This window comes from Ectopseudomonas composti, from assembly GCF_900115475.1.
Classification (GTDB): Bacteria; Pseudomonadota; Gammaproteobacteria; order Pseudomonadales; family Pseudomonadaceae; genus Aquipseudomonas; species Aquipseudomonas composti.
Map to the genome: position 1 here is coordinate 330,594 of NZ_FOWP01000002.1, position 13,453 is coordinate 344,046.

At 62.1% G+C, this 13,453-nt stretch carries 9 protein-coding genes; 6 read left to right on the plus strand and 3 right to left on the minus strand.

Translation table 11 applies throughout. The features are described 5' to 3' along the window. Window positions 1-143 precede the first annotated feature (143 nt). Window positions 144-4,985: an NAD-glutamate dehydrogenase gene (locus tag BM059_RS05190; protein WP_074937173.1), complete on the plus strand. Its 4,842-nt coding sequence runs from the start codon at window positions 144-146 to the stop codon at window positions 4,983-4,985. A 491-nt stretch (window positions 4,986-5,476) separates the two neighbouring features. Here BM059_RS05190 and BM059_RS05195 read toward each other — a convergent pair whose 3' ends face one another. After that, window positions 5,477-6,910 (minus strand): M48 family metalloprotease, encoded by a 1,434-nt coding sequence (locus BM059_RS05195; RefSeq protein ID WP_074937176.1) that lies wholly within the window; start codon window positions 6,908-6,910, stop codon window positions 5,477-5,479. Between the two features lie 108 nt (window positions 6,911-7,018). Here BM059_RS05195 and BM059_RS05200 point away from each other — a divergent pair, with 108 nt between their 5' ends. Continuing rightward, window positions 7,019-7,258: a sulfurtransferase TusA family protein gene (locus tag BM059_RS05200; protein WP_037000526.1), complete on the plus strand. Its 240-nt coding sequence runs from the start codon at window positions 7,019-7,021 to the stop codon at window positions 7,256-7,258. Between the two features lie 67 nt (window positions 7,259-7,325). Beyond that, window positions 7,326-8,393 carry an AI-2E family transporter gene (locus BM059_RS05205; protein ID WP_037000525.1) on the plus strand — a complete coding sequence of 356 codons (1,068 nt, stop codon included), beginning with the start codon at window positions 7,326-7,328 and terminating at the stop codon, window positions 8,391-8,393. Between the two features lie 175 nt (window positions 8,394-8,568). On the opposite strand, the gene BM059_RS05210 is transcribed toward BM059_RS05205, so the two are convergent. Then, window positions 8,569-9,042 carry a peroxiredoxin gene (locus BM059_RS05210; RefSeq protein ID WP_074937179.1) on the minus strand — a complete coding sequence of 158 codons (474 nt, stop codon included), beginning with the start codon at window positions 9,040-9,042 and terminating at the stop codon, window positions 8,569-8,571. A 174-nt stretch (window positions 9,043-9,216) separates the two neighbouring features. Further along, the gene (locus BM059_RS05215) at window positions 9,217-9,774 is read right to left on the minus strand and encodes a glycine cleavage system transcriptional repressor (protein ID WP_037000523.1); all 558 of its coding nucleotides are present in this window, start codon (window positions 9,772-9,774) and stop codon (window positions 9,217-9,219) included. Between the two features lie 204 nt (window positions 9,775-9,978). Between BM059_RS05215 and dapA the strand changes: the two genes are divergently transcribed. From dapA to BM059_RS05230, 3 genes are all read left to right on the plus strand, one after another. Further along, complete coding sequence (gene dapA / locus BM059_RS05220) at window positions 9,979-10,857, plus strand: 4-hydroxy-tetrahydrodipicolinate synthase (protein ID WP_074681415.1); 879 nt, start codon at window positions 9,979-9,981, stop codon at window positions 10,855-10,857. A 16-nt stretch (window positions 10,858-10,873) separates the two neighbouring features. Continuing rightward, window positions 10,874-11,995: an outer membrane protein assembly factor BamC gene (bamC, locus tag BM059_RS05225; protein WP_074937182.1), complete on the plus strand. Its 1,122-nt coding sequence runs from the start codon at window positions 10,874-10,876 to the stop codon at window positions 11,993-11,995. A 112-nt stretch (window positions 11,996-12,107) separates the two neighbouring features. Beyond that, complete coding sequence (locus tag BM059_RS05230) at window positions 12,108-12,977, plus strand: phosphoribosylaminoimidazolesuccinocarboxamide synthase (protein WP_074937184.1); 870 nt, start codon at window positions 12,108-12,110, stop codon at window positions 12,975-12,977. Window positions 12,978-13,453 lie beyond the last annotated feature (476 nt).

Below are 13,453 nucleotides of genomic sequence, written 5' to 3' on the forward strand. Positions count from 1 at the left end.
GTGTGACCAGTCGGTCGCTCTCTTCGCGCCGGTCCGCATGCGACTGCAGGTGTCATTGTCGCTTCATGGACTAACGTTGAACTAACACCTCACGACAGTGATCCAGACCTCCTGTCGAACCACCAGCCCAATGGAGCAAAACCATGGCGTTCTTTACGGCGGCCAGCAAAGCCGACTTCCAGCACCAACTGCAAGCGGCCCTGGCACAGCACGTGAGTGAGCAGGCGCTGCCACAAGTAGCCCTTTTCGCCGAACAGTTCTTCGGCATCATTGCCCTCGAAGAGTTGACCCAGAGGCGCCTGTCCGACCTGGTCGGCTGCACCCTGTCGGCCTGGCGCATGCTGGAGCAGTTCGACCACGCCAAGCCGCAAGTACGCACCTTCAACCCCGATTACGAGAAGCACGGCTGGCAGTCCACCCACACCGCGGTGGAAATCCTGCATGGCGACATCCCGTTCCTGGTCGACTCCGTGCGCATGGAGCTGAACCGGCACGGCTACAGCATCCATACCCTGCAGAACAGCGTGTTCAGCGTACGTCGCGACAAGAATGGCCAGTTGCTGGAAATCCTGCCGCGTGGCACTCAGGGCGAGGGCGTGTTGCAGGAAGCGCTGATGTTCCTGGAAATCGACCGCTGCTCCAGCTCCGCCGAGCTGAAAACCCTGGAGAAGGCCATTCACGAAGTCTTCGGTGACGTACGCATGAGCGTCGCCGACTTCCAGCCGATGAAGGCCAAGGCCCGTGAACTGCTGGCCTGGCTGGATCGCGCCAAGCTCAAGGTGGACAAAGCCGAGCTGGATGAAATCAAGGTCTACCTGAACTGGTTGCTGGACAACCACTTCACCTTCCTCGGTTACGAGGAGTTCACCGTCGCGCCGAGCGCTGACGGCGGCACCATGGTCTATGACGAGAAGTCCCTGCTGGGCCTGTCCAAGCGCCTGCGCACCGGCCTCTCGGCCGAGGAGCTGCACATCGAGCCGGAGGCGGTGGCCTACCTGCGCGAGCCGCAGTTGCTGTCTTTCGCCAAGGCGGCGGTACCGAGCCGTGTGCACCGTCCGGCCTACCCGGATTTCGTCTCCATCCGCGAGCTCGATGCCAAGGGCAACGTGGTCAAGGAATGCCGCTTCATGGGCCTGTACACTTCGGCGGTGTATGCCGAGAGCGTGTGGAACATCCCCTATATCCGCCGCAAGGTGGACGTGATCAAGCAGCGCTCGGGCTTCGACAGCAGCGCCCACTTGGGCAAGGAGCTGGCCCAGGTACTGGAAGTGCTGCCGCGTGACGATCTGTTCCAGACCCCGGTGGACGACCTGTTCAGCACGGCGCTTTCCATCGTGCAGATTCAGGAGCGCAACAAGATCCGCGTGTTCCTGCGCCGCGATCCCTATGGCCGCTTCTGCTACTGCCTGGCCTACGTGCCGCGCGACGTGTACTCCACCGAAACCCGGATAAAGATCCAGCAGGTGCTGATGGAGCGCCTGCAAGCCACCGATTGTGAATTCTGGACCTTCTTCTCCGAATCGGTGCTGGCGCGCGTGCAGTTCATCCTGCGTGTCGACCCGAAGAACAAGACCCAGATCGACCCCGTGCGTTTGGAGAAGGAGGTCATCCAGGCCTGCCGTTCGTGGAAGGACGACTACGCCAGCCTGATGGTGGAAAGCTTCGGCGAAGCCCAGGGCACCAACGTGCTGGCCGAATTCCCCGGCGGCTTCCCGGCCGGTTACCGCGAGCGTTTCGCCCCTCACTCTGCGGTGGTGGACATGCAGCACCTGCTCAGCTTGAGCAACGACAAGCCGCTGGTGATGAGCTTCTACCAGCCGCTGGCGCAGGGCGACCAGCAACTGCACTGCAAGCTGTATCACGCCGATGCGCCGTTGCCGCTGTCCGATGTCATGCCGATTCTGGAGAGCCTCGGGCTGCGCGTGCTCGGTGAGTTCCCCTACAAGCTGCGGCGTGCCGATGGCCGCGAGTTCTGGATTCACGATTTCGCCTTCACCTATGCCGAAGGCCTGGACGTGGATATTCAGCAGCTCAACGACACCCTGCAGGATGCCTTCATCCACATCGTCGGTGGCTTCGCGGAGAACGATGCCTTCAACCGCCTGGTGCTGACCGCTGCCATGCCCTGGCGCGACGTGGCGCTGCTGCGCGCCTATGCGCGCTACCTCAAGCAGATCCGCCTGGGCTTCTCGCTGAGCTATATCGCCGCCACCCTGGTCAACCACGCCGATATCGCCAAGGAGCTGGTGCGCCTGTTCCGCACCCGTTTCTACCTGGCGCGCAAGCTCTCCGCCGAGGACTTGGAAGACAAGCAGCAGAAGCTCGAGCAGGCCATTCTGACCGCGCTGGACAACGTCGCCGTGCTCAACGAAGACCGCATCCTGCGTCGCTACCTGGACCTGATCAAGGCCACCCTGCGCACCAACTTCTTCCAGGCCGATGCCAATGGCACGGCCAAATCCTATTTCAGCTTCAAACTCAGCCCGCGTCTGATTCCGGATATTCCGCGTCCGGTGCCGAAATTCGAGATATTCGTCTACAGCCCGCGCGTCGAGGGTGTGCACCTGCGTTTCGGCGACGTCGCCCGTGGTGGCCTGCGCTGGTCGGATCGTGAAGAAGACTTCCGCACCGAGGTGCTCGGCCTGGTCAAGGCGCAGCAGGTGAAGAACGCGGTAATCGTGCCGATGGGCGCCAAGGGTGGCTTCGTGCCGCGCAGGATGCCGGTTGGCGGCTCGCGTGACGAAGTGCTGGCCGAGGGCATCGCCTGCTACCGCATCTTCATCAGTGGTCTGCTCGACATCACCGACAACCTCAGGGAAGGCGAGGTGGTGCCGCCGCAGAATGTCGTGCGTCACGACGCTGACGATCCCTATCTGGTGGTAGCAGCGGACAAGGGCACGGCGACCTTCTCCGACATCGCCAACGGCATCGCTGCCGAGTACGGTTTCTGGCTCGGCGATGCCTTCGCCTCCGGTGGCTCGGCCGGCTACGACCACAAGGGCATGGGCATCACTGCCAAGGGTGGCTGGGTCTCGGTGCAGCGTCACTTCCGCGAGCGCGGTATCGACGTACAGAAGGACAATGTCACCGTGATCGGTATCGGCGACATGGCCGGCGACGTATTCGGCAATGGCTTGCTGCTGTCGCAAAGCCTGCAGCTAGTGGCGGCCTTCAACCACATGCACATCTTCATCGACCCGAACCCGGATGCGGCCAAGAGCTTCGTCGAGCGCAAGCGCCTGTTCGATCTGCCGCGTTCGAGCTGGGCGGATTACGACACCAAGCTGATTTCCGACGGCGGTGGCATCTTCCTACGCAGTGCCAAGAGCATCGCCATCACCCCGCAGATGAAGGCGCGCTTCGACATCGCCGCCGACAAACTGGCGCCGACCGAACTGCTTAATGCACTGCTCAAGGCGCCGGTCGACCTGCTGTGGAACGGCGGCATCGGTACCTACGTGAAATCGAGCAAGGAAAGCCACGGCGATGTCGGCGACAAGGCCAATGACGCCCTGCGCGTGGACGGTCGTGAACTGCGTGCCAAGGTGGTGGGCGAGGGCGGCAACCTAGGCATGACCCAGCTCGGCCGCGTCGAGTTCGGCCTGCATGGCGGCGCCAGCAACACCGACTTCATCGACAACGCCGGTGGTGTGGACTGCTCCGACCATGAAGTGAACATCAAGATCCTGCTGGGCGAGATCGTCGCCGCCGGCGACATGACCGAGAAGCAGCGCAACAAGCTGCTGGCCGAGATGACCGAGGATGTGTCCGAGCTGGTGCTGGGCAACAACTACAAGCAGACCCAGGCGCTGTCGTTGGCTGAACGCCGCGCACGCGAGCGCGTCGGCGAGTACAAGCGCCTGATGAATGCGCTGGAAAGCGCCGGCAAACTGGACCGCGCCCTGGAGTTCCTGCCTTCGGACGAGGAGCTGAACGAGCGCGCCACCAACGCCCAGGGCCTGACCCGGCCGGAGCTGTCGGTGCTGATCTCCTACAGCAAGATCGACCTCAAGGAATCGCTGCTCAAGTCCCAGGTGCCGGATGACGACTACCTGGCGCGCGAGATGGAAACCGCCTTCCCGGAGATTCTCACCGAGAAGTTCGGCGATGCCATGCGCCGTCACCGCCTCAAGCGCGAGATCGTCAGCACGCAGATCGCCAACGATCTGGTCAACCACATGGGCATCACCTTCGTGCAGCGCCTGAAGGAGTCCACCGGCATGAGCGCGGCCAACGTCGCCGGTGCCTACGTGATCGTGCGTGACCTGTTCCGCCTGCCGCACTGGTGGGCACAGATCGAGGCGCTGGATTACAAGGTGCCGGCCGAGCTGCAACTGCAACTGATGGACGAGTTGATGCGCCTGGGCCGTCGCGCTACGCGCTGGTTCCTGCGCAGCCGCCGTAACGAGCTGGATGCTGCACGTGACGTGGCGCACTTCGCACCGCGTATCGAAGCGCTGGTCGGCCGTCTGGACGAACTGCTCGAAGGCCCTGCCCGCGAACAGTGGCTGGCGCGCTACCAGAGCTTCGTCGAAGCCGGCACGCCGGAAGAGCTGGCACGCGTGGTCGCCGGTACCAGCCACCTGTACACGCTGCTGCCGATCATCGAGGCAGCGGATGTCACCGGTAAGGATGCCAGTGAAGTGGCGACGGCCTACTTCGCCGTCGGCGGCTCCCTGGAGCTGTCCTGGTACCTGCAGCAGATCACCAACCTGCCGGTGGAGAACAACTGGCAGGCGCTGGCCCGCGAAGCCTTCCGTGATGATCTGGACTGGCAGCAGCGTGCGATCACCGTGTCGGTCCTGCAGATGGCCGATGGTCCTAAGGAGATCGAGGCGCGTGTGGCCCTGTGGCTCGACCAGCACCAACGTCTGGTCAACCGCTGGAAGGCGATGCTGGTCGAGCTGCGTTCGGCGACCGGTACCGACTACGCCATGTACGCGGTCGCCAACCGCGAGCTGATGGATCTGGCGCAAAGCGCCTGAATCATCCGCTGAAACAAAAGAGCCCCGCCAAGTGCGGGGCTCTTTCTTTTTGTGTTGTTGTATTTACGGACCTTTGTAGCCCGGATGCAATCCGGGGATTTTTCACCGTTGCCCCGGATTGCATCCGGGCTACCACGCAGCGATCTGTGCACGCAGCGCACCCGGGGCGCCATGCGCATCGCGGCGATGGTGTTTTTCGAGGGGGTCTTCGCGGCTGAAGCCGCTCCTACAGGGCCGGGAACGTATGCAGGATCGGCTGGGCGGCATTGCGCTTCAGCCGCGATACTCTTTTTCGCACCTGAGGATGGTCTGAAAAAGTCCTCATTCCCGCGCAGGTGGGCCCCGCAGCATCTGGACTCCCGCCTTCACGGGAGTGACGGCGCGGGGCTTCTCAGCGTTTCCCTGATGCCCCCGGATGGCATCCGTGCTACCGGGCCGTTATCGGTGCGCGCAGATGCGTAGGGTGCGCCGTGCGCACCACTGGGAGTCCGTCAGCGCAGCATCTGCTCGACCAGGCGTTTCTCCTCGGCGAGTTCACGCTGACGTGCATCGATGCGTGAGGCCAGCTGGAAGTTGTTGCTGGCGCGGCGCTTGGCGAAGTCCAACTGCTCGATAGCCTGGTTGTAGTCGCCGACCAGGGCGAAGAACTCCGCGCGCGCTTGGTGCAGGCCGATGGTGTTGCCGCTCAGGCCGCGTACCTCGGCGACCTGGTACCACACGTCCGGGTCCTTGGCGCGTGTCTTGAGCAGGTCGTCCAGCGCACGTTCGGCATCGGCGACGCGCTGTTGCTTGAGCAGCAGGTCGACGCGCGTCTGCTGCAGTGGATAGTTGCTCGGGTAGAGGGTGAGCATGCGCTTCTGCCGGCGTTCGGCTGCGTCCAGGCGATTGGCTGCCATATCCAGCTCGATCTGCGCCAGGTTGTAGGTGATGTCGTCCGGGGTCTTGCTCAGCAGCGGCGCCAGGGTTTCAACAGCTTCGGCAAGCTGACCGGTTTTCATCTGTGCCAGTACCAGGCCATAGCGCGCGGCATCGAGGCCTGGGTTCTCGTCTAGCATGGCGCGAAAGCGCTTGGCCGCGACGCCTGGCGTCTCTTCGTAGGTCAGTTGCACGCGGGCACGCATCAATTGGTAACGCAGGCTGTCTTCGCGGCCCTTGGCCGGGTATTGCTCGGCGCGGTTGCGGGTATCGGCGATACGCGATTCGGAAACCGGGTGGGTCAGCAGGAATTCCGGCGGCTTGGCGTCGTAGCGGTACTGGCGCATCAGGCGTTCGAACATCAGTGGCATGGCACGTGGGTCATAGCCGGCCTTTTCCAGGTTGACCAGGCCGATACGGTCGGCCTCCTGTTCGTTCTGCCGGGAGAAACGCCGTTGTTCCTGAATGGCCGCCGCCTGGGTCGACATGATGGCGGCGATACCGGCGTCGCCAGCACCTGCCGCCGCGGCGACGATGCCGGCGAGCATCGCGGCCATCAGCGGCAACTGCATGCGCTGCTGGGCCTCGACGCCACGGGCGAAGTGGCGCTGCGACAAGTGCGCCAGTTCGTGGGCCATCACCGAGGCGTACTCGGCTTCGGTCTGGGCATAGAGGAACAGACCGCCGTTGACCCCGACGATCCCGCCTGGGGCGGCGAAGGCGTTGAGCTGTGGGCTGTTGAGCAGGACGAACTCGAGACGGCGGTCCTGGAGCTGGCTGGTCTCCGACAGGTTATAGACGCTGGACTCGACGAAATCCTTCAGTTGCGGGTCGTCCAGCTGCGAAACCTGGCCACGCAGCAGGCCCAGCCAGGCACGGCCGAGCTGGTGTTCTTGTTGTGGCGAGACGATCGAGGAGCTGGCGTCGCCAAGCGACGGCAGATCACTGGCGCCCGTGTGGGTGGCGAACAGGCAGGCCAGCGTCAGCAGGGTGGGGCGCAGAAATGTCATGCACTCAGGGCTCTTGGGCGGCAAAGGCGTTACTGTAGCCGGCCAGCTACCGCGCTGGCCAGGGTTGTGGCGGCTTGGGTATCCTAGCCGACTTATCAGGAGTAGATGATGACAGACGTACCGGCCTTCGACGCCGAACTTGACGCCTGCGGGCTGAACTGCCCGCTGCCTTTGCTCAAAGCCAAGCTCGAGCTCAATCGCCTGGCCAGTGGTGCTGTACTCAAGGTCAGCGCAACCGACGCCGGTTCACAGCGCGACTTTCGTGCCTTCGCCAACCTGGCCGGTCATGTGCTGCTGCGTGAAGAGGTCGACGCGGGTATTTATCGTTACTGGTTGCGTAAGGCCTGAGTCACGCCGCTTTATTCAGGCTAAAAGGATAACGAGCGCACCTCTATTTGCAGTTTAAGGATCATTGATGGTCAAGGTTATTCGCGACTGGTTGCATCGTTACTTCTCCGATGAACAGGCGGTGGTGCTGGCGGTCCTGCTGGTGCTGGGCTTTGCTCTGGTGCTGACTTTGGGCGGGATGCTCGCCCCGGTGCTGACCGGCCTGGTGCTGGCCTTTCTCATGCAGGGCCTGGTCAATGGCCTCGAGCGCCTGAAAGTCCCTCAGGTACTGGCGGTCTGGCTGGTATTCGCCCTGTTCATGGGTGGCCTGACGGTGTTCATGCTGGTGTTGATGCCACTGCTCTGGCAGCAGCTGAGTACGCTGTTCAATGAACTGCCGCGTATGGCCGCAGAGTGGCAGTCGGTGTTCCTGCTGCTGCCAGAGCGCTACCCGAACCTGATCACCGATGCGCAGATCGTGCAACTGATCGACAGTATGCGCGGCGAAGCCGGCAAGTTCGGCCAATGGGCGCTGTCGTTCTCCCTGTCCAGCCTGCCAATGCTGGTCAGCGTGATGATCTATCTGGTGTTGGTACCGATCCTGGTGTTTTTCTTCCTCAAGGACCGCGAGCAGATCGGACAGTGGTTTCGCGGCTACCTGCCGCGCGAACGCGCGCTGATCACTCAGGTGGCGCAGGAGATGAACCAGCAGATCGCCAACTACATCCGTGGCAAGTTCATCGAGATCATCATCTGCGGTGTGGTCACCTATATCGCTTTCGCTTACCTGGGGCTGAACTACGCCGCTTTGCTGGCTCTGCTGGTCGGGCTCTCTGTCGTGGTGCCCTATATTGGCGCGGTGGTGGTGACGGTGCCGGTGGCACTGATCGGCCTGTTCCAGTGGGGCTGGAGCGATCAGTTCCTGTACCTGATGGTGGTCTACGGCATCATCCAGGCGCTCGATGGCAACGTGCTGGTACCGCTGCTGTTCTCCGAGGCCGTCAACCTGCACCCGGTGGCTATTATCTGCGCGGTGCTGCTGTTCGGCGGCTTGTGGGGCTTCTGGGGCGTGTTCTTCGCCATCCCGCTGGCGACGCTGTTCAAGGCAGTGATCAACGCCTGGCCGCGTACCGAGCCGGAGTCTGTACAAGCCTGATCGGGCGTAGGAGCGGCTTTAGCCGCGAAGGGCGCAAATACCTGTTATCCCGCCCAATGAAAAAGGCCGCAAATGCGGCCTTTTTCAGGATTGCCATTCGGCAGGTGTGACAACTAGGTTTTGGCAGCGACACCGTAGGGTGCGCCGTGCGCACCGACAAACTGCCGTCACCCGCTCAGCCCTTGTTCAGCACCTCGGCTGCTGCCAGTACCTTGTCGACATGGCCGGCGACCTTGAGGTTGCGCCACTCTTCACGCAACACGCCATCCTTGTCGATCAGGAAGGTGCTGCGCACGATGCCCATGTATTCCTTGCCGTAGTTCTTCTTCAGCTGGTACACGCCGAACTGGTCACACAGCTGATGTTCTTCGTCGCTGATCAGCTCGAAGGGGAACGCCTGCTTGCATTTGAAGCTTTCGTGCTTCTTCAGGCTGTCCATCGACACACCGAAGATCAGGGTGTTGGCCGCCTTGAACTGCTCGAAGCGAGCACTGAAGTCCATGCCTTCGGTAGTGCAGCCCGGCGTGGCGTCCTTCGGGTAGAAATACAGCACCACCTGCTGGCCCTTGAGGGCGGACAGCTTAACCTGCAGACCACTGGTGGCTTCGGCCTGGAAGTCGGCAACGGCTTTATCGAGTTCAACGGACATGGAAACTCCTTCATTTAGAGGTTGTCGGCGATCTCGCGAGCTAGAGCCATGCAATACCGATGGCGGCCCCGCAGAAACAGGTGAGGCCGGTCGGAATCACGCTCGACTCCACGAGTTGTAAATGAGCAGGCCGAACCTGTTTCTAACGCAGCAGGGCCGACGCGCAGCAGATCGTCAGGGATTCTGCGGACGCCAGGGCTCGATCAGCGCATCCAGATTCAACGCATCGGCAAAGTCGAGAAACTGATCGCGCAGCCAGCTGATCTGCGTGCCGGCCGGTAGTGTCACGGTCAGGGTGGCATTGAGCATGGTGCCGCCGGTCTGTGGCGCCTGGTAGGTATCGCAGGTCAGGCTTTCCAGCTCGACGCGGTGATCGATGAAGAATTGGCACAGCTCATTGAGAATGTCCGGGCGATACACAGCGCTGACGTAGGCCACATAAGGCAGTGCCTGCGGACGCACCTCGGCGGCGGCGCTACGAGCCACGTCCACGGTGAAGTCATGCTTCTTGGCCAGCAGCGGCAGGCTTGACTCCAGGCGCGCCAGTGCGTCCCAGCTACCGGACACCTGCAGCACCAGGGCGCTGAACTCACCATGGCGGCTCAGGCGAGTGCCGATCACCGCGCAGCGGTTCTCATGGCTGGTGCGGCTGAGCAGGTTGGTCAGGGCCATGGCATCGCGGCCGAGAGCACTGATAACGAGGAATTGTTCGCGAACGGGGGGGGTGGACATGCAGCCTTCCTAAAGCGATGAACGGTCCGCGCACGAGAAGCCACGGACCAAAGACAGCAGGTTAGCGAAAAGCGCCGCTGAGGGGAATGGCAGAGCCTTGTGCATCGGACGACGGCCAGCACCGATAAGCCCTTGTCCGTTGCTTGTGCCGGACTGGTGGCACCAGTACCATTACGGCTCAATTTTTCCGGCAGGAGCAGTTGCATGATTGCGGGCAGTATGGTGGCACTGGTCACGCCCATGGATGCGCAGGGTGGTCTGGATTGGGAGGCCCTGAGCAAGTTGGTGGATTTCCACCTGCAAGAGGGCACCAATGCCATCGTCGCGGTCGGCACCACCGGTGAGTCCGCCACGCTGGAAGTGCCTGAGCACATCGAGGTGATCAAGCGCGTCGTCAAGCAGGTTGCCGGTCGTATCCCGGTCATCGCCGGTACTGGCGGCAATTCCACTCGTGAGTCGGTCGAGCTGACTCGTGCTGCTCAGGAAGTCGGTGCCGACGCTGCCCTGCTGGTCACCCCGTATTACAACAAGCCGACTCAGGAAGGTCTGTACCTGCACTTCCGCCACATCGCCGAAGCCGTGGCCATCCCGCAGATTCTCTACAACGTGCCGGGCCGTACCGTGTGCGACATGCTGCCGGAGACTGTCGAGCGCCTGTCGAAGATCGACAACATCATTGGTATCAAGGAAGCCACCGGCGACCTGCAGCGCGCCCAGGACGTACTGGATCGCGTCAGCAAGGATTTCCTCGTCTACTCCGGTGATGACGCGACTGCCGTTGAGCTGATGCTGCTGGGCGGCAAGGGCAACATCTCCGTTACCGCCAACGTTGCGCCGCGCGCCATGAGCGACCTGTGCGCTGCTGCCATGCGTGGCGAGGCTGCCATCGCCCGTGCGATCAACGACCGATTGATGCCGCTGCACAAGGCGCTGTTCCTCGAATCCAACCCTATTCCAGTGAAATGGGCGCTGCACGAAATGGGCTTGATGGGCGACGGTATTCGCCTACCGCTGACCTGGCTTAGCCCGCGCTGTCACGAACCGCTGCGCCAGGCCATGCGCCAGTGCGGTGTATTGGCTTAACTCAAGGATTCTACGCATGAAGCGACTGGCCGGATTTTCCGCCCTTGCTCTGATCGTCTCCAGTACCAGCGGTTGTGGCTGGCTCTGGGGTGAAAATGGCTACTTCCGTGATCGCGGTAGCGACTACCTGGAAGCGCGCCAGACTGCACCGATGCAATTGCCGGCCGACGTCCAGGCCAAGCGCCTCGATCCGTTGCTGCCGGTGCCTGCCCAGGTTGCCAGTACCTCTGCGACGCCCGCCGAATTCGAAGTGCCGCGCCCACAAGGCTTGCAGGTGCGTGCCGATGAGCGTGAGTTCAGTCTGCAGCGTAGCGGCGATTCGCGTTGGGTCGTGGCCCAGCGCGTGCCGGCTGAGGTCTGGCCGCTGGCTCGCCAGTTCTTCGAAGACAACGGTTTCCGCATTGCCGACGAGCGTCCGCAGGTCGGTGAGTTCACCACTTCCTGGCAGCGTTTCGACGAGCTCTCTGCCGGTATGGCTCGCCGCCTGAGCAGCCGCGTTTCCGGTGTCGCTCCGGATGCCGAAACCCGTGTGCGCGTGCGCATCGAGCCGGGCGTGCAGCGCAACACCAGTGAAGTCTTCGTCACCAGCGCCGAGCGTCCTGCCGGCAGCACGGCCGATGTCGAGTTCGCTGCACGTAGCGGCAACGCCAGTCTTGAAGCTGCATTACTCGACGAAATGCTGGTGAGCATGGCCCGTGGTGTAGAGCAGGGCGGTTCCGTATCGCTGCTCGCCGCGCGCGACTTCGATGCCCCCAGCCGCGTCAGCCTGAGCGAAGATGGCAACGGCAACCCGGTACTCAACCTCGGCGCCGACTTCGACCGTGCCTGGTCGGGTGTTGGCCGCTCACTGGAGCTTGGCGACGTGCGCGTCGACGACCTCAACCGCAGCCTTGGCCTGTACTACATCAACATGGCCGAAGGTGCCCAGATCAACGAAGAGAAGCCTGGCTTCTTCGGTCGCCTGTTCGGCAGCGCGCCGAGCAAGGAAGAGATCGAAGCCCGCGCCGAGCGCTATCAAGTACGCCTGACGCCGGTTGGCGATGGTGTGCAGGTCACCGTGGAAAAAGATCTCAACACCATTGCCCCGGCCGAGGTATCGCGCCGTGTGCTGAGCCTGATCCAGGATAACCTTGGCTGACCGCCGCCAGCAGGTCGTTGAAAAACGGCCTGCAGCGCGCTCCAGCCGTTAATCGATGGGCGAAACCCGTAAAGGTTTCGCCTGTTTTGTTTGCCAGAAACGGAATGCCGATATGAGCACACCCACTACCTTGAGCCTGAAGAAGATCTACTCGGGCAAGGTCCGCGACCTCTACGAAATCGACGACAAGCGCATGCTGATGGTGGCCACTGATCGTCTGTCGGCATTCGATGTCATCCTCGAACAACCGATTCCGGAGAAGGGCAAGATTCTCACCGCCATCTCCAACTTCTGGTTCGACAAACTGGCGGGCGTGGTGCCCAACCACTTCACCGGGGACAAGGCCGAAGACGTCGTATCGGCCGCCGAGCTGCCGCTGGTCGAAGGCCGCGCGGTCGTCGCCAAGCGTCTCAAGCCAGTCGCCGTGGAAGCCATCGTGCGTGGCTACATCGTCGGCTCCGGCTGGAAGGAATACCAGAAGAGCGGCACCGTCTGCGGCATTGCGCTGCCGAGCGGCCTGAAGGAAGCAGCCAAGCTGCCGCAACCGATCTTCACCCCCTCGACCAAGGCCGCTGTTGGCGACCACGACGAGAACATCAGCTTCGCGCAGTGCGAAACCATCATCGGCGCCGAACTGGCCGCCCAGGTGCGTGATACCGCGATCAAGCTGTACACCACGGCTGTTGAGTACGCTGCTACCCGCGGCATCATCATCGCCGACACCAAGTTCGAATTCGGCCTGGACGAAGACGGCACCCTGACCCTGATGGATGAAGTGCTGACCCCGGACTCCAGCCGCTTCTGGCCGGCCGACAGCTACGCCGAAGGCAGTAACCCGCCGAGCTTCGACAAGCAATTCGTGCGCGACTGGCTGGAGTCCACCGGCTGGAACAAACAAGCCCCGGCCCCAGCCGTACCGGCAGACGTGGCGCAGAAAACCGCCGACAAGTACCGCGAAGCGCTGACGCGCTTGACCGAATAACGATAGCGTCAGGCAGGCACAAAAACGCCGCGCTCCCGGAGGGGAGGGCGGCGTTTTTGTATGTCCAGCCAGGAGGCAAGCAGAATACGCTCGCCCGAGAAAGCAAAAGCCCCGAACTGCAGTGCAATTCGGGGCTTTTCTGTATGGCGGGAAGATAGGGATTTGAACCCGTTTTTACGGGTGCCCGTTGCTGCCCATCGTTGCCCAAAGCCAGCAAAATCGGGGCTTTCGCCGCATCGCTCCTGCCCACTGCGGCCCTTTGTCGCCCGTTGATTTCGACACTTTATCGACACTTCTTCTAGACACGCCTGTTTGCTGTAGCTAGCCTCTGGCCATCAACGTGTACGCTCTGATATGTCTGTCAGAGTAAGTCTTCATCCTAAAGTCCGTGCTATTTATCGCTAGTCTTTACAGGAGTGCGTACAGTGACCCCAAGTGCTAGAGCATGCATTGCTTATATTATTGCTTGCTTATCC

What these genes read in the sequence shown, in the direction of transcription:
- bamC (WP_074937182.1), top strand. Translation starts at nt 10,874, where the DNA reads ATGAAGCGACTGGCCGGATTTTCCGCCCTTGCTCTGATCGTCTCCAGT.
- BM059_RS05195 (WP_074937176.1), bottom strand. Translation starts at nt 6,910, where the DNA reads ATGACATTTCTGCGCCCCACCCTGCTGACGCTGGCCTGCCTGTTCGCC.
- BM059_RS05200 (WP_037000526.1), top strand. Translation starts at nt 7,019, where the DNA reads ATGACAGACGTACCGGCCTTCGACGCCGAACTTGACGCCTGCGGGCTG.
- BM059_RS05210 (WP_074937179.1), bottom strand. Translation starts at nt 9,042, where the DNA reads ATGTCCGTTGAACTCGATAAAGCCGTTGCCGACTTCCAGGCCGAAGCC.
- BM059_RS05190 (WP_074937173.1), top strand. Translation starts at nt 144, where the DNA reads ATGGCGTTCTTTACGGCGGCCAGCAAAGCCGACTTCCAGCACCAACTG.
- BM059_RS05215 (WP_037000523.1), bottom strand. Translation starts at nt 9,774, where the DNA reads ATGTCCACCCCCCCCGTTCGCGAACAATTCCTCGTTATCAGTGCTCTC.
- dapA (WP_074681415.1), top strand. Translation starts at nt 9,979, where the DNA reads ATGATTGCGGGCAGTATGGTGGCACTGGTCACGCCCATGGATGCGCAG.
- BM059_RS05205 (WP_037000525.1), top strand. Translation starts at nt 7,326, where the DNA reads ATGGTCAAGGTTATTCGCGACTGGTTGCATCGTTACTTCTCCGATGAA.
- BM059_RS05230 (WP_074937184.1), top strand. Translation starts at nt 12,108, where the DNA reads ATGAGCACACCCACTACCTTGAGCCTGAAGAAGATCTACTCGGGCAAG.